Annotated in this window: 1 protein-coding gene and 1 pseudogene; both read right to left on the bottom strand. The window is 74.8% G+C overall.

The features are described from left to right. Positions 1 to 12 precede the first annotated feature (12 nt). Positions 13 to 11,583, bottom strand: coding sequence for a type I polyketide synthase (locus K1T34_RS34095; RefSeq protein WP_220238836.1), 11,571 nt, complete (start codon positions 11,581 to 11,583; stop codon positions 13 to 15). Positions 11,584 to 11,598: 15 nt separating this feature from the next. After that, positions 11,599 to 26,046 (bottom strand): annotated as a pseudogene (locus K1T34_RS53640) (type I polyketide synthase); the annotation flags it as partial. Positions 26,047 to 26,055 lie beyond the last annotated feature (9 nt).

Below are 26,055 nucleotides of genomic sequence, written 5' to 3'. Positions count from 1 at the left end.
CCACTGTTGCCCTCATCGGATTCCGAACTCGTCGCCGATCATGTCCAGCAGCTCCTCGGCGCTGACCGACGCCAGATCGGCGTCCGGCACCCGATCGGGCGCCGCACCCGCCGAGCGGTCTTCCAGCTGTGCCAGCAGCAGGCGCAGCCGCGCGGCCACCGCGACGTGCTCACCGCCGTCGGCGTCCGGGCCCAGCGCCACCTCTTCCAGAGCGGCGAGCGCGGTCAACGCCGGGGTGAGCACCGGGACGGGATCCAGCTTCAGCTCCGCGCGGAGGAACTCCGCCAGCGCGGCCGGGGTCGGATGGTCGAAGATCATGGTCGCGGGCAGCCGCAGACCGGTGACCTGCGTGAGGCGGTTGCGCAGTTCGAGCGCCATCAGCGAGTCGAAACCCACGGTGGCGAACGTCTTCCCGGCGCTGACCTCCGGCACGGCCAGCGCCGCCGTGGCCGCCGCCTCCGATCGGACGAGATCCACGAGCGTAGTGATTCGGTCCAATTCGGACAGTCCGGCCAGCCGGTCGCGCAGCGCCGGTCCGACGGCCGGTGCGGTGACCGCCCGGCCCGGCCGGACCAGGCCGCGCAGCAACGCCGGCACCGCTCCCGCGGGAAGCTCCTCGAGCGCACGAGTGTCCACCCGCACAGGCACGACCACCGCCTGACCCGCGCCCAAACCGCGGTCGAACAGGGCCAGGCCCTGCTCCTCCGTGAGCGGGCGCAGGCCACCACGCTCGATCCGCCGGCGGTCGGACTCGGCGAGCGCGGCCACCATGCCGCCGCTGCCTTCCCACGGGCCCCAGGCCAACGAGCACGCCGGTAGCCCGGCCTCGTGCCGCTGCTCGCAGAGCGCGTCGACCGCGGCGTTCGCGGCCGCGTAGTTGGCCTGCCCGGCCGAGCCGAGGGTGCCCGCGAGCGAGGAGAACACCACGAACGACGAGAGCGGCAGCTCCCGCGTCAGCTCGTGCAGGTGGGCGACAGCATCGACCTTCGCGCGCAGGACCTCGTCCACCTGCTCCGTGCCGAGCGTTTCGAGCACCCCGTCGCGGACCACGCCCGCCACGTGGACGACCGAGGTGAGCGGCCGCTCGGCGGGGATCGCTTCGACCAACCGCGCGAGCTGCTCGCGGTCGGTGACATCGCACGCGGCGAACCGCGCCGTCGCGCCCAGTGCGGCCAGGTCCCGGGCGAGCGCGGAGTCCGCCGCCCCGGCCGCGGACCGCGCGGCGAGCAGGAGGTGCCGCACGCCATGTTCGGCCACCAGGTGGCGGGCCACCCAGCCCCCCAGCAGACCGGTGGCTCCGGTCACGAGCACCGTGCCGGCCGCCGGGTCCGGTCCGAACGGCGCCACCGCGGCGGGTGCGTCCGCGACGGTCTTGACCAGCCGCGGTACGAGCAGCTGTCCGTCGCGCAGCGCGAACTCGGTCTCCCCTGTGGTGCGGGCGACGGCCAGCGCCCGGCCGGCCATCACGTCGTCGAGGGCTCCTTCGGAGTCGACGAGGACGAACCGGTCCGGGTGTTCCAGCCGGGCGGAGCGCAGGACACCCCAGGCGGCCGCGGCGGCCGGGTCGGGCGCGGAGTCACCGGCCCCGACCCGCACCGCGGCCGAGGTCCGGACCAGGATCGGACCGTCCGCCCGCCGTGCGCGCACGAGGCGCAGCGTCTCGTGCACCGCGTCGTGCACGCGCTCGGCGACCGTTTCTCCGGGCGCAGTTTCCCCGGGCGCGCTCTCTCCGGACGCGTCCGGCGGCACCGGAGCTTCCAGGATCCCCGGGACCGCTCCAGCCGGATCGCCCGCCTCTTCGGGTTCCGGCGCGGGCGACCAGTCCACAGTGAACAGTGCGCCGCCGGGCGTCCCGCCGCCGAGGCGGTCGAGGACGGCTTCCCGCAGCGCGAGCGCGTCGACCCGCGCGACGGGCTGCCCCGCGGCGTCGTCGAGCTGCACGGAAACCGTGTCCGGCCCGGCTTCGGTCAACCGCACGCGCAGCTCGCCCGCGCCGCGGCGGTGGACGGTGACCCCGCGCCAGGAGAACGGCAGCTGCGGCCGGCCACCCGCCGGGGCGGACGGGCGGAACGCGAGGATCTGCAGGGCGGCGTCCAGCAGAGCCGGGTGCAGGGCGAACGCCGCTTCTCCGCCGGCCACCGCGGGCGGCGCCGCGACCTCGGCGAAGATCTCGCCACCGCGTCGCCACGCCGTCCGCAGGCCTCGGAACGCCGGCCCGTAGGCGAATCCGGCCTCGGCCAGGTTCTCGTGGAACGTCGTGACGTCAACCGGGACCGCCCCGGCCGGCGGCCACGCACCGGGTGCCGCCGCCGGCGCCGGCGCGGACTCGTGCCGCAGGAAACCGCGGCCGTGCGCGGTCCACTCCCCTTCTTCCGGCCGCGCGTACACCGTCACGGCCCGCGCGCCGTCCTCGTCGGGCACGCCGACCACGACCTGCACCTGCACGCCCTCACGCGGCGGCAGCACGAGTGGCGCGGCCAGGGTGAGCTCGTCGAGGGTCTCGCAGCCCACCGCTTGTCCGGCGACCAGCGCCAGCTCCGCGAAACCGGTGGCGGGGAACAGGATCCGGCCGCCGACGACGTGGTCCGCGAGCCACGGCAGCGCGGCCGCGGACAACTCGCCGGTGAAGATCGACTCGCCGCCCGCGGCGGCGACCTCCGCCGCCAGCAACGGATGCCCGGTGCCGCGCAGCCCGGCCGAGCCGAGATCCGCGCGTGCGCCCCGTTCGTGGTCGGGCCAGTACCGGCGCCGCTGGAACGCGTACGTCGGCAGCGGAATCGTCCGCCCGCCCGTGCCGCCGAGGACCGAGGCCCAGTCGACCGCACAGCCGTGCACGTGCAGTCCGAGCACTGCGCCGAGCAGGCTCTCCACCTCGGGCCGGTCCCGGCGCGCCGCCCCCACACAGGTGAGAGCGGCAGCGGGCAGGTCGCGGTCGAGCACTTCGCCCGCGGCCGCCGCGAGCGCGCCGGAGGGACCGAGCTCCAGGACCGCCCGGACCCCGGCGCGCCCCAGGGCACTGACGCCGTCGGCGAAGCGGACGGTCCGTTCGACCTGCCGGACCCAATACCCGGGTGAGCACAGCTCGTCGGCGTCCGCGACCGCGCCGGTCACGGCGGACACGACCGGGATCCGCGGCGGCCGGTACGTCAGCTCGCCGAGCACGGCCTCGAACTCGCCGAGCATCGGCGCCATCAGCGGCGAGTGGAACGCGTGGCTGACCGCCAGCTCCCGCGCCCGGTACCCGGCCGCCTCGACGCGGACCCGGATCTCGGCAAGCGCGGGCAACGGTCCGGCCAGCACTACGGCGGCCGGGCCGTTCACCGCGGCGATCACCACGGGACCGTCGCCGAGCAGGGCGCGCACCTGGGCTTCCGGAGCGGCCACCGCCAGCATGCCGCCGCCGGCCGGCAGCGCCTGCATCAGCCGGCCGCGGGCGACGACCATCGCGGCCGCATCGGCCAGGCTCAGCACGCCGGCGACATGCGCGGCCGTGATCTCGCCGACCGAGTGCCCGAGCACGTAGTCCGGCGTGACGCCCCACGACTCGACCAGCCGGTACAGCGCCACCTCGACCGCGAACAACGCCGGCTGGGCCACGGCCGTGCGGTCCAGTTCCGCCGCGTCAGCGCGGAAAACCAGCTCCCGCAGCGACGCGCCCATCGGCTCGTCGACCTGTGCGCAGACCTCGTCGAAGGCCGCCGCGAACACCGGGAACGTGTCGTAGAGCTGCGCGCCCATCCCGGGCCGCTGGGCGCCCTGGCCGGAGAACACGAAGGCCGGACCGCCGGTCGCCGAGGTGCCCGCGAAGATCTCTCGCGGCGCCTCACCGGCGGCGTACCCCGCCAGAGCCGCGAGCGCGGCCGTCCGGTCGGCGGCGAGCAGGCCGAGCCGGCAGGCGAGCGGGCCGCGGCTGGTGGCCAACGACCATGCGACATCCACAGAGGACAGTTCCGGGTTCCGCTCCAGGTACTCGTGCAGCCGGTGGGCCTGAGCCCGAAGCGCGGTCTCGTCGTGTCCGGAAAGAACCCAGGGCAGGGCCGGCAGCGTGGTCACTGCTTCCGGGCCCGCAGGGGCGGCGAGATCGGGCGCCTGTTCGAGGATGACGTGGGCGTTGGTTCCGCTGATCCCGAAGGAGGACACCGCCGCACGCCGCCGGTCTCCGGCCCACGGCTGCGCGGTCGTGAGGAGCTCGACCGCACCGTCGGTCCAGTCCACGAACGGCGTGGGTTCGGTCAGGTGCAAGGTCTTCGGCAGCACGCCCTCGGTGAGCGCGTGCACCATCTTGATCACCCCGCCGACCCCCGCCGCGGCCTGGGAATGGCCGATGTTCGATTTCAGCGAGCCGAGCCGCAGCGGCCCGGTGCCCGCGCGGTCCTGGCCGTACACCGCGAGAACCGCCTGGGCCTCGATCGGGTCCCCGAGCACGGTGCCGGTGCCGTGCGCCTCGACCGCGTCCACATCGGACGGGTCGAGGCCCGCGTCGGCGAGCGCCGCCCGCATCACGCGCTGCTGCGCGGGGCCGCTGGGCGCGGTCAGCCCGTTCGACGCGCCGTCCTGGTTGATCGCGGAACCCCGCAGCACGGCGAGCACCCGGTGCCCGGCGCGGCGGGCGGCCGAAAGCCGCTCCAGCACCAGCACGCCCGCGCCCTCCGACCAGCCGGTGCCGTCGGCCGAGGCGTCGAAGGCCTTGCACCGGCCGTCTTCCGCGAGCCCGCCCTGCTTGGCGAAGTCGTCGAACAGGAACGGGCCGGCCATGATCGCGACGCCCCCCGCCAGCGCGAGGTCGCACTCACCCGAGCGCAGCGACCGCGCCGCCATGTGCAGGGCGACCAGCGACGAGGAACAGGCGGTGTCCACGGTGACCGCCGGGCCTTCGAGTCCCAGCGCGTAGGAGACGCGGCCCGACACGACGCTCGTCGACGTCCCGGTGACGCCGTAGCCGGTCATGTTCTCCGAGCCGGGCGCGAACAGCGTGGCGTACCCCTGGGCGGAGGCACCGACGAACACCCCCGTCTTGCTGCCCCGCAATGAACTGGGAGCGACTCCGGCCCGCTCGATCGCCTCCCAGGAGATCTCGAGCAGCACGCGTTGCTGCGGATCCATGGTCAGTGCTTCGCGGGGCGTGATCGAGAAGAAGCCGGCGTCGAACGAAGCGGCCTCGGTGAGGAACCCACCGGCCCGCTCCGGCCCGGTCCAGCCGCGGTCGGCCGGGAAACCGCCGACCGCGTCGCGCTCGTCGAGCACGAGCTGCCACAGCTCGTCGGGCGAGGCGACCCCGCCGGGATACCGGCACGCCATGCCCACGATCACCACCGGATCGTCCACTTCGGACACCACCGGTGTGGCCCGCACCGGCACGGCGGGCGCGGCCGGGGTGTCACCGAGCAGCTCTGTGTGGAGGAACTCGGTGAGCTCGTCCGGTGTCGGGTGGTCGAAAACGAGGGTCACGGGGAGTTTGAGCGCGGTGGCCGTAGTGAGGCGGTTGCGGAACTCCACGGCCGTGAGGGAGTCGAAACCGAGCTCCTTGAACGCGCGGTCCGCGCCGATCGCGTCGGCGTCGCCGTACCCGAGCACGGTGGCGGCGTTGTCCCGCACAAGGGCGAGCACACTCCGGCGGCGCTCGCCCTCGGTCATGGCGGCGAGCCGGTCGCGCAGTGATTCCTCGCCGGCCGAGGCGGTGGCACGGATCCGCCGGCGCTCCGGCCGGCGCACAAGGGCCCGCAGCATCGCGGGTACCGGTTCGGTCGACGAGGCGAGTCGTCCGACGTCCAGCTTCGCCGGGACGAGGAACGGTTCGCCGGTGCGCAGCGCCAGGTCGAACAGCGCGAGACCCTCCTCTGTGGACAGCGGCAGCACGCCACCCCGGCTGAGCCGGCTCATGTCCACCTCGTCCAGGTGCGCCGACATTTCGCTGCGCTGCTCCCAGAAACCCCAGGCGAGGGAAAGCGACGGCAGGCCCTGAGCCCGGCGGTGCTGCGCCAGCGCGTCGAGCATCGCGTTCGCCGCCGCGTAGTTGGCCTGCCCCGGACCGCCCATCGTCGCGGCCAGGGAGGAAAAGGTGATGAGGGTCGGCGGAGGCCGGTGGCCGTGGTGGTGGATCGTCAGCGCCGGCGTGACTTTGGGGTGCGCCGTGGTGGTGAGGGTGGCGGGAGTCTGAGTGTGGAAGGGGGTGTCGAGGAGGGCGGCCGCGGTGTGGACGATCGCCGTGAGGTCGTCGGTACCGGCGATGAGGCCGGTGAGCGTCTCCGGGTCGGTGACGTCGGCGGCGGTGATGGTGACCGTGGTGCCGAGTTGTTCGAGGTCGTGTTCGAGCGCGGTGGCGCCGGGAGCGGCGCGGCCGCGGCGGGAGACCAGGTGCAGGTGCGGGGTGCGGTGGTGGGTCGCGAGGTGGCGGGCCAGCAACGAGCCGAGGGTGCCGGTGCCACCGGTGATGAGCACGGTCCCTGACAGCGGATCGGCGGCCGGCATGGTCAGCACCGCTTTGCCCGTGAGGGTGGCCTGTGCGAGGTGGCGGAACGCGGTCCGGGCCTGGCGGACGTCGTAGGCGGTGACCCGCGGAGGAGTGAGCTGCCCTTCGCCGAACAGGGCGGTCAGCCGCTTCAGGAGGGTGTGGGTGTCGTCCGGAGTCAGGTCGCGCAGATCGTAGGCCTGGTAACGGATCCCCGGGTAGCCGGTGTGGACGGTGCCGGGATCGCGCCGGTCGGTTTTGCCGAGCTCCAGGAAAAAGCCGCCGGGGGCGACGAGACGCAGGCCGGCGTCGGTGAGCTCACCGGTCAGGCAGTTGAGGACGAGGTCCACCCCCCGGCCCTGCGTCGCGGCTCGCACCTCATCCTCGAAATCCGCGGTCCGGGAGTTGAACACCCGCTCCGCCGGGACACCGGCCGCGATGACGGCGGCGTGTTTGCCGGGGCTGGCGGTGGCGTACACCGTGGCCCCCGAATGGCGCGCGATCTGCACGGCTGCGGTCCCCACGCCACCCGCGGCGGCGTGGATCAGCACCGTCGAACCCGGCCCGATCTTCGCGAGCTCCGTCAGGCCCAGGTACGCGGTCAGGTAGGCGACGGGGACCGACGCCGCTTCCACCCAGCCCCAGCCCTCCGGAACCCCCACGAGGTACCGCTCGTCGGTGGTCCCGATCGGACCGAACGTCTCCGTGCTCAGGCCGAGCACGCGGTCTCCGACCGCGACCGACGTGACCTCGTCGCCGATCTCGAGGACCTCACCGGCCACCTCACCGCCGAGGCCGGTCAGCCCCGGCACGAGGTTCAACGCGACCACGACGTCCTTGAAGTTGATGCCGGCCGCGTGGATCCGCAGCCGGACCGCGCGCGGCCCGAGCGGTGCCAGCGCCTCCGGGTACGGCAGGAGCTCCAGTCCTTCGAAGGTGCCCGGCCGGGTGTTCGTGAGCCGCCACGCGGCTTCGCCCGCCGGCGGCAGCAGCTTCTGCCCGGGGTCCCAGTTCACGAGCCGCGGCACGAGCAAAGCCCCACCACGCAAGGCGAGCTGATCTTCTCCGGTGCCGAGCGCGCCGGGCAGTGCGGCGAGCGACTCGGCCGTGTCGTCGAGGTCCGCGAGCACGAGCCGGCCCGGGTGTTCCGACTGCGCCGACCGCACGAGGCCCCAGACACCGGCGGCACCGGGATCGGGCACGTCCTCGTCCGTCACGCCGACGCCGCCGCGGGTGACGAGCACCAGCCGGGTATCGGCGAAGGCCTCGTCCGCGAGCCACGTCTGTACGAACTCCAGCGCGGATTCGGCCGGTTGCCAAGGAATTTCACCCGGTCCGGCCGGTGCGATCCGGTGCAGGACGTGGCCGCCGGCCGGGAGTGCGGCGGTAACGCCGGCGAGGTCCGCGACCACGACCGCGCCGTCGGGCGAGGGGCAGTCGCCGAGCACGGCGACCGACACCGGTTCCGCGATCGGCATCGGCTGCCAGCGAACCTGGTACAGCGAATCGGCCCGGTCCGGCCGGGCGGTGTCGCGCAGTGGGCGGACCACCAGCGATTCCGCGGTGAGGACGGGAAGCCCGGTTTCGTCGAACAGCTCGACCGACGCCGAGTCGTCGTCACGCGCGGTCATCCGCACTCGCAGCCGGCCGGCCCCGGCGGCGTGCAGCTGGACACCCGTCCACGTGAACGGCAGCCGCACGCCGTCCTGGCCGGAGCCGAGCACGTACATCGCGTGCAGGGCGGAGTCGAACAACGCCGGGTGGATGCCGAACCCGTCGACCGGCAGGTCCGCGCCGAGGCTCACCTCCGCGAAGACTTCCCGGCCGCGGTGCCACAATGCCGACAGGGCACGGAACTGCGGGCCGTACCCGTAGCCGGACCCGGTCATCCGCTCGTAGTGCGCACCGACATCGACAGTATCCACATCGGACGGTGGCCATTGCCCCGGCGGCAGCGCGGCCGTCGCGGCACCGGGGGCGGTGACGGTGCCTGCGGCGTGCCGGGTCCACACGGGATCGAGCCCGGTACCGGCCGGGCGCGAGTAGACACCGATCGCCCGCTGCCCCGACTCGTCCGGGGCTTCCACCCGCACCTGCACGAACACCCCGGCCCCGTCGGGCACGACCAGGGGCGTGTGCAGCACGAGCTCCTCCAGACGGCCGGCGCCGACCTGGTCGCCCGCGAAGATCGCGAGTTCCACCAACCCGGTGCCCGGGAAGATCACGTCGTTGCCGACGCGGTGGCCCGCCAGCCACTCGTGGGTCCGCACCGAGATCCGCCCGCTGAGCACGATCCCGTCGCCGTCGGCCAGCCGGACCAGTGCGCCGAGCATCGGGTGCTCGGCCGCGTCCAGCCCCGCGGCCGACACGTCTGCGGTCTCCGCGCGCACGTCCGACCAGTGCCGGCTCCGCTGGAACGCGTACGTCGGCAGGTCGATCCGCGGCCGCGCACCACCGAAGACCCGGTCCCAGTCAAGCGCGACGCCGTTCGCGTTCGCCTGCGCGACCGACCGCAGCAGCCGGGCGAGCTCACCCTCGTCCCGGCGGAGGCTGCTGACCACCCGCGCCGTCACGCCGGCGTCGTCGATGGTCTGCTGCAGCGACAACGCGAGCAACGGGTGCGGGCTCATCTCGAGAAAATGCCGGTGGCCGTCGGCCAGCAGCTCGCGCACGGCGCCCTCGAACGCGACGGGCTCCCGCATGTTGCGGTACCAGTAGGTGTGGTCCAGCTCCGTGGTGTCGAGCGGCCCCGCGGTCACCGTCGAGTAGAAAGCCACCGTGCCGGACACCGGCGCCACCGGCGCCAGCACGTCGAGGATGTGGTCGCGCACCACCTCGACCCCACGCGAATGTCCTGCCGCACCACCGATCCCGTGGAGCCGGCGCGCACGGATCCCATCCGCGAGGCACGCCTCGACGAACTCGTCGCACGCCTGCGCCTCACCGGCCACCGCGCACGATTGCGGACTGTTCTTCGCGGCCACCGAAAGCCGGTCGCCCCACTTCTCGATCCGGGCCTCGGCCTCGGCGGGCGACAACAGAGCCGACGCCATCCCGCCCTTGCCCTCCAAGGGAACCCACGCCTTGCTGCGCAGCACCACCACGCGGACGGCGTCGGTGAGCGAGAGCCCGCCGCTGAGATAGGCCGCCGCGATCTCGCCCTGCGAATGGCCGACGACGGCGTCCGGCACCACACCCAGCGAACGCCAGACCTCGGCCAGCGACACCATCATGGTGAACAGGACCGGCTGGATCACGTCGATCCGGTCGAGCGAGGCGGCGCCCGGCTCGTCACGCAGCACGTCGAGCACGCGCCAGTCGACCAGCCGCTCGATCTCCCGGGCGCACCGCTGCGCCGACTCGGCGAACACCTCCGAGGACTCCAGGAGGTGCCGGCCCATCCCCCGCCACTGCGAGCTCTGGCCAGGGAAGACGAACACGACCTTGCCCCCGACGGCCGTGCCGTCGACCACACCGTCCGCGCGGCCGCCGCTCGCGATCGCGTCCAGCCCGCGCAGCAGGCCTTCGCGGTCCTCGCCCACCACGGCGGCGCGGTGTTCGAGAGCCGTCCTCGTGGTCGCGAGCGCGAACCCGAGATCCGCCACGTCGAGGTCCGCGTCCGCACGGACCCGGGCGGCCACCCGCTCGGCCTGCCCGCGCAGCGCGGCCGGTGAGTGCGCGGACAGCACCCACGGCAGCAACGCGGGGGCCGGGCCGGCGACCGGCGTCTGGCCGGCCGGTGCCTCCTCGAGCACGACGTGCGCATTGGTCCCGCTGATGCCGAACGACGACACCCCGGCGCGGCGCACCGAACGCGGCCCGTCTTCGGCGACCGGCCACGGACGGGCGTGCGTGAGCAGCTCGACGGCACCGGAATCCCAGTTCACGAACGGAGTCCGCTCGTCGGCGTGCAGGGTCCGGGGCAGCTCGCGGCGGCGCAGCGCCTCGACCATCTTGATCACCCCGGCCACCCCGGACGCGGCCTGCGTGTGGCCGAGGTTCGACTTCACCGAGCCCAGCCACAGCGGGTCGGCCGGTGTGTGGGCCTGGCCGTAGGTGGCGAGCAGCGCGTCCGCTTCGATCGGATCGCCGAGTTTCGTGCCGGTGCCGTGTGCCTCGACAGCCGTCACGTCGGCCGGCGTCAGCCCGGCCTGCGCCAGCGCAGCGCGGATCACCCGCTGCTGCGCGGGGCCGTTCGGGGCGGTCAGGCCGTTCGACGCGCCATCCTGATTCACCGCGCTCCCGCGCACCACGGCCAGCACGGGATGGCCCAGCCGCCGGGCGTCGGACAGCCGTTCCACGAGCAGCACACCGGCGCCCTCGCTCCAGCCCGCGCCGTCGGCGTCGGCCGAGAAGGCCTTGCACCGCCCGTCCTGGCCGAGCGCGCGCTGGCGCGACAGCGCGACGAGGACCGCGGGGGTCGACATCACCGTGGCACCACCGGCGAACGCGAGATCGCATTCACCGGTGCGCAAGGCCTGAACCGCGAGGTGCAGCGCCACGAGCGACGACGAGCACGCGGTGTCCACGGTGACCGCCGGGCCCTCCAGCCCGAGCACGTACGACACCCGGCCGGACAGGACGCTGTTCGCGATGCCGGTCGCGGCGTACCCGTCGATGCCGATCTCCGACGACGCCAGCAGCGTCGCGTAGTCCTGTTGCGACACTCCGGCGTACACCCCGGTGCGGCTGCCGCGCAACGCGTCCGCGGTAAGGCCGGCCTGTTCCACGGCCTCCCAGCAGGATTCCAGCAGGAGCCGCTGCTGGGGGTCCATCGCGGTCGACTCGCGGGGCGAGATCCCGAAGAACCCGCCGTCGAACTCCGCCACATCGGTCAGGAAGCCGCCTTCACGCACGTAGCACGTGCCGGGGTTGTCCGGGTCGGGATCGTAGAGCGCGTCCAGATCTCCCCACCCGCGGTCGTCCGGGAGCGGCCCGATCACGTCGACGCCCTCGGAGACCGTGCGCCACAGATCGGCGGGCGACTTGATCCCGCCCGGGTAACGGCACGCCATGCCGATGACGGCGATCGGCTCGGTGGCTCCGTCCTCCAGCTCGGCCAGCCGCTGCCGGGTCCGGTGCAGGTCGGTCGTGACCCACTTCAGGTAGTCCCGGAGCTCCTGCTCATCGGCCATCGAAAGCACTCCTCGTCATCGGTCCCGCCCGAGCTCGGTGCGGATGAAATCGAAGATCTCTTCGTCGGACGCGGTGTCGAGCCGCGCTTCGACGGAAACGTCCGAAGTGGACTGGTCGGCCTGCTCGCACGCGAGGACCAGCGCCTTGAGCCGCTCCGCGATGCGCGAGCGCTCACGGTCGTCCGCGGCGAGCCCGGCGACGGTGGCCTCGAGCTGGTCCAGCTGGGTCGCCACCACCGGCGGCGGGCCACCCGGTTCCGCCTTGCGCAAGCCGGCTTCGAGGTGCGCGGCGAGCTCCGCGGGGGTCGGGTAGTCGAACACGACGGCTGCGGAAAGCGGCAGGTCCGTGGCGGCGGTCAGGGCGTTGCGCAGCTCGATCGCGGTCAACGAGTCGAAGCCGAGGTCGCGGAACTGCTTGCGCTCGTCCACGCCGGCGGGGTCGCCGAGGGAAAGCACCGCGGCGACCTGCCGGCGCACCACGTCGAGCAGTTCCTCGGCGCGGCGCTGCGCTGAGAGGCCCGCGAGGCGTTCGGCGAACGGCAACTGGGCGACCTCCGCGGTCGCGGCCCGGCGCAACGGGGCCGGCACCAGGCCCCGCAAGGCGGCGGGCAGCGTGCCGGACCGCGCGTTTCCGCGCAGCACCCCCAGGTCGAGGTGCATCGGCAGCAGCACCGCCTCGCCGGACGCCCAGGCCGCCTCGAAGAGCCCGCGCCCGGCGTCCTCGGTCAGGGGGACGACACCCGCGCGAGCCATCCGCCGCCGGTCGACCTCGTCGAGCCCACCGCTCATGCCGCCGCCGGTGCCCCACAGCCCCCACGCGAGCGACGTCCCGGGCAACCCGGCCGCGCGGCGCTGCCGGGCAAGGGCGTCGAGGAAGGCGTTCCCGGCCGCGTAGTTCGCCTGCCCGGCGGCACCCAGCGTGCCCACCGCGGAGGAGAAGAGCACGAACCTGGCGAGGTCGAGCCCCGCGGTCAGCTCGTGGAGGTTCACCGCCGCGTCGACCTTCGGCCGCAGCACGGCGTGCAACCGCGCGGGGGTGAGCGCGGTGAGGGTGCCGTCGTCGACCACGCCGGCCACGTGCACGACCGCGCTGAGCGGGAACTCGGCGGGGATGTCGTCGAGCACCGCCGCGAGGGCGTCCCGGTCGCCGACGTCGCAGGCGACGACTTCGGCCACGGTGCCGTGCGTCGCGAGGTCGGCCACGAGCCGGTCGGCACCCGGGGCACCGGGCCCGCCGCGGCTGAGCAGCAGCAGCCGCTCGGCACCCGCCGCGGCCAGGTGCCGGGCGATCACCTCGCCGATCGCGCCGGTGGCGCCGGTGACGAGCACCGTCCCCGCAGGCCAGGGTTCGGTATCAGGGCCGGGCACCTCGACCGCGAGCCGCGGCACGAGCACCTCACCTGCGCGGATCGCCAGCTGCTGCTCACCGGTGGCCAGTGCGACGGCCACCGCCGCCGGAACCTGCTCGGCGTCACCCGCCCAGTCGTCGAGGTCCACGAGGACGAACCGGTCCGGGTACTCGGCCTGGGCGGAGAGCAGCAGCCCCCACCCGGCCGCCGCGGCGGGCCGGGCACTCGTCGCGGCGCCGGTCGCGCCCCGGGTCAGCGTCACGAACCGCGTGCCGGCCAGGTGCTCCTCGGCGACGAGCGCACGAACCAGCTCGAGCACCTCTTCGGCGCTGTGGTGCGCGGCGTCGGCGAGACCGCGCACCGGTGGCTCGACGACCACCACGAGCAGGTCCGGTGCGACGGCGTCGGTTCGGCCGGTGCCGAGGTCCTCGCGCAACGCGGCGAGGTCGGGCCAGCTGCGGATCTGTCGCCCCGGCTGCGATCCGAGCGCGCGGGCGAAGTCCACACCGTCGTGCCCGCCGAGTACGGCCCAGCTGACGTCGAGCTCCGCGGCCGGGCCCGCCGGCACCCAGTCGAGCCGGTGCAGCGCCGCCCCCGCCACAGTGGGCCGGACGGGTGCCGGATCACCCAGCTCCAGGCGTTCGGCCACCGCGACCGGCCGACCTGCCGGGTCCGCGAGCCGCAGGGTGAGCCCATCGGGATCGCTGGGCGTGAGGTGGACGCGCAGGGTTTCGGCGCCGGTCGCGACGAGCGTGACGCCGTGCCAGGCGCGGATCCGCCGCCCCTGCCCGCCTCGCGCGCGGTCGGCTTGCGGGACCAGCGTGTCGAGCGCGGCGAGCAGATCCGGGGCCAGGACACCGAGCGTGTCCGCCTCGCCTGCGCCGGACTCGAGGCGCACTTCCGCATAGAGGTCCGCAGCGGCGGCCCAGACCGCGGTGCCGCCGGTCCCGTCGAGCTCCAGCGCACCGGCCGGTGGCCACGCCGAGAGGTCGAACGACGGTTCGCCCGCCGCCGGCCGCAGTGTGGCAATGATCGTGTGCTCCCAGGCTTGCTCGGGAGTGGCGGCGAGCCGGTGGTGCACGGTCAGCTCCCGGCGGCCGTCCGATTCCGGTGCGCTCACCCGAAGCTGCACGGCCAGGTCGGCACCGGCCGGAACGGGCCGGTGCGCGCCGAGCCGGTCGATCCGCGCGCAGCCGAGGTCGGCGGCCACCCACAGCGCTGCCGCAGTCAGGTCCGCCTCCCCCGCACCGGTCACGCGACCGTGGTAGAGCCGGGCGCCGCCCGGGAGATCGGCCCTCGTCGTGAACACCGGATGGCCGGTCGCCGCGAGCCCGGCCGACGCCGGATCCGTCGTCGCGTGGTCGCGCTGCAACCAGAACCTGCGGCGCTGGAACGCGTACGTCGGCAGCTCGACCCGGCGGGCGCCGGTGCCCTCGAACACCGCGGGAACGTCGACGGCCACGCCGCGGGCGTGCAGCCGGCCGAGAGTGGTGAACAAGGCCCGCACCTCGTCCCCGTCGCGGCGCAGGCACGCGAGCGCGCCCACCGGTTCCTCGACCACCGACAGCACCGCGGCCGTCAGCTCGGCCCCGGGGCCGGCCTCCAGGAACGTGGTGACGCCCCGGGACACCAGGGTGCGGACCCCGTCGGCGAACCGGACCTCGCGGCGGACCTGGTCGACCCAGTACGCCGGATCGGCCAGTTGCCCGGCCTTCACGGGTTCGCCCGTGACGTCGGAGATCACCACCACCGCCGGGTCGGCGGCCTCGACGCCGGTGAGGATCCCGGCGAACTCCGCGAGCATCGGCTCCATCAGCGGCGAGTGGAACGCGTGCGAGACCGCCAGCCGCCGGGTGCGGGCACCGCGCTCCGCCAGGGTGGCGGCGACCGCGAGCACTGCGTCCTCGGCACCCGAGACGACCACGGCCTCGGGTCCGTTGACGGCTGCGATCGTCGCCTGCCCGGCGAGCCCGGCCAGGCACTCGCGCACCACCGGCTCCGCGGCGGCGACGGCGATCATCGCGCCTCCGGCCGGCAGCTCCTGCATCAGCCGGCCCCGTGCGGCGACGACCCGAGCCGCGTCTTCCAGCGTCCAAACGCCGGCGAGGTGCGCCGCGGTCAGCTCGCCGATCGAATGCCCGAGCAGCGCGTCCGGGCGCACGCCCCACTGTTCGAGGAGGCGGAAGAGCGCGACCTCGAACGCGAACAGCGCGCACTGGGCGTACTCGGTCCGGTCGAGCAGCGCCGCGTCCTCGGTGCCGGCCTTCGCGAACATGACGTTCCGCAGTGGCCGCCGCAGGTGCCGGTCGAGCTGAGCGCACACCTCGTCGAGGGCTCGGGCGAACACCGGGAACCGTTGGTACAGAACGCTTCCCATCCCGGTCCGCTGTGCACCCTGTCCGGCGAACACCACGGCGAGCTCGCCCTCGGCGGAACGTTCCCGGATCACGTCCGAGCCGTCCGGTGTGGCGAGGCGCGCCAGACCGGCCAGCAGCTCGTCGCGGTCCTCGGCCACCAGCACGGCGCTGTGGTCCAGCACCGCGCGTGAGGTCAGCGAGGAGAACGCGAGGTCGGCGGGAGGCAGGGCCGGATCCGCGGTCACCAGGGCCGAGAAGCGTGCGGCCTGCTCGGCCAGCGCCGCCCGGCTGCGCGCCGAGACGACCACGGGCAGCGGTCCGGGTTCCGCCACGGGGTCGGGTGCCGGCTCCGGCTCGGCTGCCGGCGCCTGCTCCAGCACCACGTGCGCGTTGGTGCCGCTGATTCCGAACGAGGACACGCCGAAGCGGCGCGGGCGCCCGGTCTCCGGCCACGGCCGGGCCTCCGTGAGCAGTTCGACCGCGCCGGCCGACCAGTCGACGTGCGGCGACGGCGCGTCGACGTGGAGGGTCCGCGGCAACGTCGCGTGGCGCATGGCCATGACCATCTTGATGATCCCGGCGGCACCGGCCGCGTGCTGGGTGTGGCCGATGTTGGACTTCACCGACCCGACCCAGAGCGGGGCCTCGGCGGAGTGCGCCCGGCCGTAGGTCGCGAGCAGCGCCTGGGCCTCGATGGGATCGCCGAGCCGGGTGCCGGTGCCGTGCGCTTCGACAGCGTCCACTTCGGACGGTTCGAGCCCGGCGTCGGCGAGCGCGCCGAGGATCACCCGCTCCTGCGACGGGCCATTGGGCGCGGTGAGCCCGTTGGACGCGCCGTCGGAGTTGATCGCGCTCCCCCGCACCAGCCCGAGGACCTCATGGCCGTGCCGGCGCGCGTCGGAAAGCCGTTCGAGCAGGAGCAGGCCGGCGCCTTCGGCCAGCGTGAACCCGTCGGCCGCCGCGGCGAACGACTTGCACCGCCCGTCGGCGGCCAGCGCGCGCTGGCGGCTGAAGGCGACGAACGACGTCGGGTCCGACATCACCATCACGCCACCGGCGAGCGCGAGGTCGCTCTCGCCGCTGCGCAGCGACCCCGCGGCGAGGTGCAGTGCGACGAGCGAAGCCGAGCAGGCCGTGTCGATGCTGACCGCGGGTCCTTCGAAGCCGAACAGGTAGGAGATCCGGCCGGACGCGACGCTGGTCGAGCCACCCGTGGCCAGGTAGCCCTCCATGCCCGCGCCCGGTGCCGTCAGGCGGCCGCCGTAGGCCTGGTCCGTCGTGCCGACGTAGACGCCGGTCCGGCTGCCCCGCAACGACTTCGGGTCGATCCCGGCGCGCTCCAGCACCTCCCACGCCGTCTCGAGCAGCACCCGCTGCTGCGGATCCATCGCCACGGCCTCGCGAGGCGAGATGCCGAAGAACTCCGGGTCGAACATCGTGGCGTCGCGCAGGAATCCGGCGTGGTCGACGTAGCTGGTCCCGGGCGCGTCCGGGTCCGGATCGAACAGGCTCCCCAGCGGCCAGCCGCGGTCGGCCGGGAACGGGGTGATGAGGTCGGCTTCACCGGACACCGCCTGCCACAGCTGCTCCGGCGAGTCGATGCCGCCCGGGAACCGGCAGCTCATCGCGACGATCGCGATCGGGTCGGCGGTCTCGGGCTTGGCCACGATCCGTGCCGGGCCCGGCGCCGCGGCGGTGGTTCGCGCACCGAACGCCAACCGGTCCAGGAAGGCGGCGAGGGCGACGGGCGTGGGGTGGTCGAACACGACCGTGGTCGGCAACCGGACCTCGGTGGCCTTGGTCAGCCGGTCACGCAGCTCGACGGCGGTAAGCGAGTCGAGCCCCGCGTCGGAGAACGCGCGCCGCGGCTCGACGGCCGCCGCGTCCGGGTGGCCGAGGACCGCGGCGGTGTGTTCGCGAACCAGCTCGCGCAGCGCGCGCACCCGCTGGGATTCGTCCAGTTCGGACAGCCGGCGCAGCGTCGTGTTTCCCGCCACCGGGCCGGTTTCCGCGACTTCCGGCTCGGGCTGGGCCTCGGGCAGGGCGTCGAGCAGGCGGGAAGCGCGGCCGGAGGTGAACACCGGCACGAACCGCGCCCAGTCGACCTCCGCGAGGATCGCGGCACCGCTGCCCTCGGCCAGCAGGCGGAGCAGACCGGCGACCGCCAGGTCGGGGTCGAGCACCGGCAGCCCGCGCCGGCGCAGGGTGTCGTGGATCTCGTCGGCGACCATGCCGCCACCCGCCCACGGGCCCCAGGCCACCGACAGGGTCGGCACGCCGTCGGCCGTCCGCCTCTGGGCGCGGGCGTCGAGCACTGCGTTGGCCGCGGCGTAGGCCCCGTGGTCACCCGCGCCCCAGACGGCGGTGATCGACGAGAAGTACACGACCGCCTCCAGCCGGGCGGTCTCCAGCGCCGCCTCGACGTTCTCGATCCCGGCGACCTTCGCGCCCAGCACCGTCCGCAGGTCGGCGAACGACGCCTCGGCCAGCGGGCCCAGCACGCCGGCGCCTGCCGCGTGCACCACGGCTGTGACCGGCCCGGAGTCCCGCTGCACGCGGTCGAGGACGGCCGCGACCTCGGTCCGGTCGGCGGTGTCGCAGGCGGCGACGGTGACCCCGACGCCGTGTGCACCGGCGAGTTCGGCAACCAGGTCGGCGACCCCCGGCGCGGCGTCCCCGCTCCGGCTGATCAGGACGAGGTGCCCGGCCCCGCCGGCGGCGAGCGCCCGGGCGACGCGCAGGCCGAGCGCGCCCGTTCCCCCGGTGACCAGCACCGTGCCCGACGGCCGCCAGCCGCCGCCGGTGACGCGACCGCCGTCGCCGTGGGTCAGGCGCCGGCCGTACAGGCCGTCCTCGCGAAGGGCGAGCTGGTCCTCACCGTCTTCCCGGCAGAGGGCAGCCGCGAGCCCGTCGATCACCGGCTGGTCCAGGTGCCGGGGCAGGTCGATCAGACCGCCCCACAGCTTGGGGTGCTCGAGCGCGGCGACCCGGCCGAGAGCCCAGGCCGCCGCCTGCTCGGGCCGGCGCGGGCCGCCGTCGCCGGGCACCCCGACCGCCCCGTCGGTGCAGCACCACAGCGGTACGCCGGCGCCGAGGTCCACCAAGGCCTGGACGAGCGCCAGAGTGAGTGCGAGCCCGGCCGGGACCACGTCGTCGGCCGGGTGCGCGCCGGTGTCGAGCGCGGTCAGCGACAGGATTCCGGTGATCGCCGGGTCGGCCAACGCGGTGCGCAACCGCTCCGTGAGGGCGCCGGCGGCAGTGTTCCCTTCGCCGCCGTGTTCTTCACCGCCGTGTTCTTCACCGCCGGGTCCTTCACCACCGGTCCGGACGTCTTCCGCCCCGACCGGCACGAGCACGTGGTCCGGGACGGCCCTCAGCACGACGGTGACCGCCGGGTCGGCGGCGAGCCGGTCCGGGACCACCACCAGCCACCGGCCGCCGCGCACCGCCGCGGGCGGGAGCGGCTGCCAGGTCTCGGCGTAGCGCCACGAGTCGAGCGCGGCCTGATCGCGGCGGCCACGCCGCCACGACGAGAGCGCCGGCAGCACTTCGCTCAGCGGGGCGGTGTCCGCGAGCCCCAGGGTGCCGGCCATCTTCTCGGCGTCCAGGCCGTCGACCAGCTCCCAGAACCGGGCGTCCTCGGGGTCGCCGGTCGCGGTCGCCGGCGCACCTTCGGGCCAGAACCGCCTGCGCTGGAACGGATACGTCGGCAGCTCGGGCAATGGCCGGGCGGCCGCGGGCAGCACCGGTGAGAAGTCGGCCGGGGCACCGGCCACGAACACCTCGGCCACGGAGGTGAGCATCCGCTCGAGCCCGCCGTCGTCCCGGCGCAGCGTTCCCGCGACGGCGGTCTCGAGCTCGGCCAGGTCCGCGGCCTCCGTGATCGCGACACCCAGCACCGGGTGCGGACTGACCTCGACGAACGAGCGGAACCCTTCGGCCATCAGCGTTTCCACGGCTTCGTGGAACCGCACCTGCGCACGCAGGTTGCGGTACCAGTAGGCGGCGTCCGCTGTGGTCCCGTCCAGCCACTCGCCGGTCACGGTCGAGAAGAACGGCACGGTTCCCTGGCGGGGCCGGATGCCGGCCAGCACCGACTCGACCTCGTCCCGGATCACCTCGACCTGGGCGGAGTGCGACGCGTAGTCGACGTCGATCCGCCGGTTGCGGATGCCGCGCTCGCCCGCCTCGGCGAGGATCTCCGCCAGCGCGGCCGGCTCACCGGACACGACGACGGCGGCCGGGCCGTTGACCGCGGCCACGGAAGCCCGCCCGGACCAGGCGCCCACGAGCTCGGCGACGACGTCGACCGGCGCGGCGAGCGAGATCATGCCGCCGGCACCCGCCAGCGCGGTGAGAGCCTTGGCCCGCAGCGCGACCACCTTCGCGGCGTCTTCGAGCGACAGCACCCCGGCCACACACGCGGCGGCGATCTCGCCCTGGGAGTGGCCGACGACGGCCGCGGGCTCGACTCCGAACGACTGCCACACCTCGGCGAGCGAAACCATCATCGCGAACAACGCGGGCTGCACCACGTCCACCCGGCCGCCCGCCAGGTACCCCTCGTCCGCCGCGGCCAGCTCGGTGAGCGACCGCTCGAGGTAGGGCGCCAGCGCGCGTTCGCACTCGGCCCAGCGGACCGCGAACACGGGCGAGCTTTCGAGCAGCGCGGCCGCCATCCCGGCCCACTGGCCACCTTGGCCGGGGAACACCCAGACGTGCCCGCGAACCGGGGGCAAGGCGACACCCCGCACCACACCGGCGGGCTCGGGCTCGACCGCGAGCCGGGCGAGCCGGTCGAGCAGCTGCGCGCGATCCCGGCCGAGGACCACCGCGCGGTGCTCCAGCCGGGTCCGCGAATCCAGCAGCGCCCGCCCGAGCAGCGCGGGCGGCACGTCCGCCAGCGCACCGCCGGCGACCTCTTCGGTCAGCCGTCCCGCCAACCCGGCCAGTGCCTCCGGCGAGCGGGCACTGAGCACCCAGGGCAGAACGGTTTCCGGGGCGTCCGGCGTAGCGGTGTCGGACACCGGATCGGCTGCAGGCTCCGGGTCGGGCTGCGCCAGCACCAGGTGCGCGTTGGTACCGCTCATCCCGAACGACGACACGCCGGCGCGGCGCGGACGCCCGGTCTCCGGCCACGACCGGGTCTCCGTCAGCAGACGGACCGCCCCGGCCGTCCAGTCGACCTTGCCGGTCGGCTGGTCCACGTGCAGGGTGGCGGGCAGGTGCCCGTGCCGCATCGCGAGGATCATCTTGATCACGCCGCCGACGCCGGCGGCCGCCATGGTGTGCCCGATGTTGGACTTGAGGGAGCCGAGCCAGAGGGGCTGCTCGTCCGCGCGGGCCCGGCCGTAGGTGGCGAGCAGCGCCTGCGCCTCGATCGGGTCGCCGAGCACGGTGCCCGTGCCGTGGGCCTCCACCGCGTCCACATCGGACGGACGGAGGCCGGCGTCGGCCAGCGCCGCGCGGATCACACGCTGCTGCGCGGGCCCGTTCGGGGCGGTGAGGCCGTTGGACGCGCCGTCGGAGTTCAGCGCGCTGCCGGCGATCACGGCCAGCACCCGGTTGCCGTCGCGCCGGGCGTCGGAAAGCCGTTGCAGCACAAGCACTCCGGCACCTTCGGACCAGCCCGTCCCGTCCGCGGTGGCGGCGAACGACTTGCAGCGGCCGTCGGGCGCGAGGCCACCCTGGCGGGCGAACTCGAGGAAACCACCCGGCGTGTTCATCACGGTGACGCCGCCCGCGAGCGCGAGGTCGCACTCGCCGGCCCGCAGCGCGCGGGCGGCGAGGTGGATGGCCACCAGCGACGACGAACACGCGGTGTCCACCGTCAGCGCCGGGCCTTCGAAGCCGAACGTGTAGCTCACCCGGCCGGACACGACGCTCGAGGCGGTGCCGGTCATCGCGTGGCCGTCGGCCCCGGTGGCCCGGTCCAGCACGCCCTGGTAGTCGGAGCCGGCGACGCCGACGAACACACCGGTCCGGCTGCCGCGCAGCGCGCCCGCGTCGAGCCCGGCTCGTTCGAGCGACTCCCAGCAGACCTCCAGCAACACCCGCTGCTGCGGATCCATCGCGGTCGCCTCGCGGGGCGAGATACCGAAGAAGGCGGCGTCGAACTCCGCGGCGCCGGCCAGGAAACCACCCTTGAGCGGCAGCGCACGGCCCGCTTCGGCGTCCCCGGCCTGCCGCAGCTCGCGCAGGTCCCAGCCACGATCGGCCGGGAACGGCCCGATCGCGTCGCGCCCGTCGGACACGAGGTCCCACAACTGTTCCGGCGCGGTCACGCCGCCCGGGTACCGGCAGGCCATCGCGACGACCGCGATCGGGTCGCCGCTGTGCACGGCCGGGGTGGGGCGCTCGTCGGCGCCGTCGGCGCTGTCGGCGCCGCGCACGAGATCGCCGAGGAACGTGGCGACGGCGAGCGGGGTCGGGTGGTCGTAGCCGACCGTCGCCGGCACCGCCAGCCCGGTCGCCTCGGCCAGGGCGTCACGGAACCGGACGGCGAGCAGCGAGTCGAAACCCAGTTCCTGGAACCGGCTCTCAGGTGGCACGGCGTCCGCGGACGGGTGGCCGAGCACCAGCGCGGCCGCCGTCCGGACGACGGTGAGCAGGCGGCCGTCGAGTTCGCCCGCCGGCAGGCCGGTGAGCGGTCCCGGCCGTGGCGCCGGCGCGGCCGGCAGAGCGCGGACCTCGTCGAGCAGAGACACGAGCGGGCGCGGCCGAAGAGCGGCGAACGTCGGGTGGAACGCCGGCCAGTCGACGTCGGCGATCACCTGGACCGCGTCCCCGGCCGCGTTGATCTCGCCGAGCGCGCGGGCGGGCTCCATCGGCACGAGACCCGCGGCGCCGGCTCGCTCACCGGAACCCGCGAACGGGCCCCACGCGACGAGGCAGGCGGGCTGCCCGGCGAGCCGGCGACGGTGCACCAGGGCCGCGAGGCGGGTGTGTGCGGCCAGGTGCCGCGGATCGCCGGCGCCGCCCCAGATCCCGGCGACCGTGGAGAACACGAGGAACGCGTCGAGGCCGGGCCACGTCGCGGCCAGTTCGGCGAGCGCGGTGCGCTCCGCCACCTCGTCGGGGCCAGGCCGCGCGGACCCGTCCGGGCTCAGGTTTTCCAGGTGCAGCACCACGTGCACGGGGTCGGTGTCCAGCGCCGGAGGGCGTGGGGCGCCGGTCGGCCAAGGCGCCACCTCGACGTCCTCGGGAAGACCGGCCGGCACCTCGGCGCCGGGCCGGAGCGCGAGCAGCACCCGACGGGGACCGTCGGCCCGCAGCCGGCCCAGCACGTCGGGGGTGAACCCGCCCAGGTCGCCGGTCACGAGCACGGTGCCGCCGGCCCGGCCGAACGGATCCGCGCCGGACGGTGCCCCGGCCGGCAACAGGCGCCGGCCGAAGAGACCGGCCGCGCGCACCGCGACCTCGTCCTCGCCCCGCGGGTCGGCGAGCAGCGAGACGAGCAGCTCGGCGTCGCGCCGGCCGGCGACCGGCGGCAGGTCGACCAGGCCGCCCCGGCCGCGGAGCACGCCGGTGAGACTCGCCTGCCCGGGCTCGACGGCCCGGTCGTCGGCGGTGGCCACCACGGCCGAGGCGGTGATAATCCACAGTGGAATGTCGGCGCCTGCCGAGTCGAGCGCTTCGAGCACGGCCGACGTCGGCCCGAGCGGCTCGGTGTCCGGCGCCAGTGCGAGCAGCGACAGAACGCCGGCTGCCGGCGCCTGGAGCGCCTCGCCCAGCCCGTCGGCCCCGTCGACCCTGACCAGCCGCTCGGCTCGCCGGCCGAGGGCGTCGAGCACCCCCGTGACGGCCGGGAGGCCGCGGCCGTCACGGGGCAGCACAGCCACCCACGTTCCGGCCAGGTGGCCGTCGTCCCGCGTGATCGGCACCCACGCCTCGCGGTAGCGGATTCCGCGGCCGGCCGCCGGTGTGCCCGAGACGTCGGGCTGGTGCGCGGGCAGCCAGTACCGCCGGCGCTGGAACGCGTAGGTCGGCAGAGCCACGCGCCGGCCACCGGCGCGACCGACCACTGTGGACCAGTCCACTTCGGACCCGTGGACGTGCAGGCCGGCGACGGCCGAGAGCAGCGACGCCTGCTCGGCCTGGTCGCGCACGAGCGTGGCCTCAGTCAGCGCGACGGAGTCGCCGAGGCAGTCCCGGGCCATCGCGGTGAGCACCCCGCCAGGGCCGAGCTCCAGGAAGGCGCTCACTCCGGCCTCGGCGAGGAACCGCACTCCGTCGTGGAACCGGACCGCCTCACGGGCGTGGGTGACCCAGTAGTCCGCCCGGCAGAGCTCATCCGCCAGGGGTCGGCCCGTCACGCCGGACACGATGGGGATCCGCGGCGACCGGAACGCCAGCGTTTCCGCGACGGCCCGGAACTCGGCCAGCATCGGCTCCATCAGGGGCGAGTGGAACGCGTGGCTCACCCGCAGCCGCCGGGTGCGCAGCCCCTGTGCCGCGGCGAGGCCGGCCAGGCGCAGCACGGCGTCCTCGGCTCCGGACAGGACCACGGATTCGGGACCGTTCACCGCGGCGATCGACACCGGCTCACCGCCGCCCTCGGCGGCCAGCAGTTCGAGCATCCGCGCCTCGGCGGCCTCGACGGCGACCATCGCTCCGCCCACTGGCAGCGCGCTCATGAGCCGGCCGCGGGCGGCGACCAGCCGGGCCGCGTCGGGCAGGGACAGCACCCCGGCCACGTGCGCGGCGCTCAGCTCGCCGATCGAGTGCCCCAGCAGGAAATCCGGGTGCACCCCCCAGTGCTCCAGCACCCGGAACAGCGCCACCTCCAGGGCGAACAACACGGGCTGCGCGTACCGGGTGTCGTCTAGCGGCCCGGCCCCCGGACTGCCGAACGCCAGCGGCCGCAGCGGTTCACCGAGCTCGCCGCCGAACGCCGCGCACACCTCGTCGAACGCCGCGGCGAACACCGGGTCGAGCTCCGCCAGCTCGGCGCCGGTTCCGGCGCGCTGCGAGCCCTGGCCCGTGAAGAGGAACGCGAGCCCACCGGGCGAACCCGCCCGGCCTCGCCGGACCCGCGGGTCCGGCCGCCCTTCGGCGACCGACGCCAGCGCCGAGCGAAGATCCTCGGCGCCGTCCGCGACCACGACCGCGCGGTCGGTGAGGCGGGCGCGGGTCGTCACGAGCGACGTGGCCAGGTCGGCGAGCTCGGTGCCGGAGCGCTGGTCGAGCAGTGCGGCCAGGCGGCGGGCCTGCCCGCGGAGCGCGTCTTCGCCCCGCGCCGAGAAGACGAACGGCAGCCGGTACCCCGGCGGCAGGGGTACCGGAGTACCGGCCGGGACCTGCGCGGCTGAGCCGGCCACCTCGTCGCCACCGATCGGCAGCGCCTGCCCCTCGCCGGAAAGCCGCACCGAAGGCACGGCGGCGGTATCGGCGGAATCCGGCGCCTGCTCGAGAACGACGTGGGCGTTGGTGCCGCTGATGCCGAACGCGGACACCGCCGCGCGGCGCGGCCGGCCGGTCCGCGGCCACGGGCGGGCCTCGGTCAGCAACCGCACCGTGCCAGTGGTCCAGTCCACCTGCGTGGTGGGCTCGTCGGCGTGCAGCGTCCGGGGCAGGGTGCCGTGCCGCATCGCCTGGACCATCTTGATGACACCCGCCATGCCGGCGGCCGCCTGGCTGTGCCCGATGTTCGACTTGACCGACCCGAGCCACAGCGGTTCCGCAGCGGTCCGCGCGGCGCCGTAGGTCGCGATCAGCGCCTGCGCCTCCACGGGGTCCCCGAGGCGGGTGCCGGTCCCGTGGGCCTCGACGACGTCGATCTGCCCGGGGCCGAGCCCGGCGTCCTGCAGCGCCGCGCGGATCACGCGCTGCTGCGAAGGGCCGTTGGGCGCGGTCAGGCCGTTGGAGGCGCCGTCGGAGTTCACCGCGCTGCCGGCGATCACGGCGAGCACGGGGTGCCCGAGCCGCTGGGCGTCCTCGAGGCGGCAGAGCGCGAGCACACCGGCGCCTTCGCTCCAGCCGGTGCCGTCGGCGTTCGCGGCGAAGGACTTGCAGCGCCCGTCGCCGGCGAGACCGCCCTGCTGGGCGAACTCGGCGAACAGCCCGGGATCGGCCATCACGGCCGCGCCGGCGGCGAAGGCGAACGTGCTCTCCCCCGCGCGCAGCGAGCGCACCGCGAGGTGCAGCGCGACCAGGGCGGACGAGCAGGCGGTGTCCACCGTGACCGCCGGCCCCTCGAGACCGAGGACGTAGGCCAGCCGGCCCGACGCGACGCTGGTCGTGCCGCCGGTCAGCACGTGGCCCCGCACCAGCTGCAGCGCCTCGGCGTCGGCCGGGCCGTAGTGCTGGTTGGCGGCTCCCACGAAGACCCCCGTCGCGGTGCCGCGCAGGGTCTCCGGGTCGATCCCCGCGTTTTCGAGGGCCTCCCACGCCGTCTCCAGCACCAGACGCTGCTGCGGGTCCATCGCGAGGGCCTCGTGCGGCGAGATCCCGAAGAACGCAGGGTCGAACTCGGCCGCGTCGTAGAGGAACCCGCCTTGCTTGCGGACACCGTCGCCCAGGTGCGCCGTCTGCCAGCCCCGGTCGGCGGGGAAGTCGGAGATCGCGTCGACACCGGTGTCGACGAGGTCCCAGAGCCGCTCCGGGGAGTCGGCCCCACCGGGGAACCGGCAGCCCATCCCGACCACGGCGATCGGGCCGTCGGCCGCGTCCTCCAGTTCGGCGACGCGGCGGCGGGCCTCCTGCAGGTCGCCGGTGACCTGCTTCAGATAAGCGACGAGTTGCTCGGTGTTCGCCATGCGATTCGC

It is taken from the genome of Amycolatopsis sp. DSM 110486, from assembly GCF_019468465.1.
Lineage (GTDB): Bacteria > Actinomycetota > Actinomycetes > Mycobacteriales > Pseudonocardiaceae > Amycolatopsis.
This window is presented reverse-complemented; position numbering and strand designations above follow the sequence as displayed.

Bases quoted from the DNA above. Each gene is read 5' to 3' on its own strand.
- K1T34_RS34095 (WP_220238836.1), bottom strand. From the start codon at position 11,583: ATGGCCGATGAGCAGGAGCTCCGGGACTACCTGAAGTGGGTCACGACC.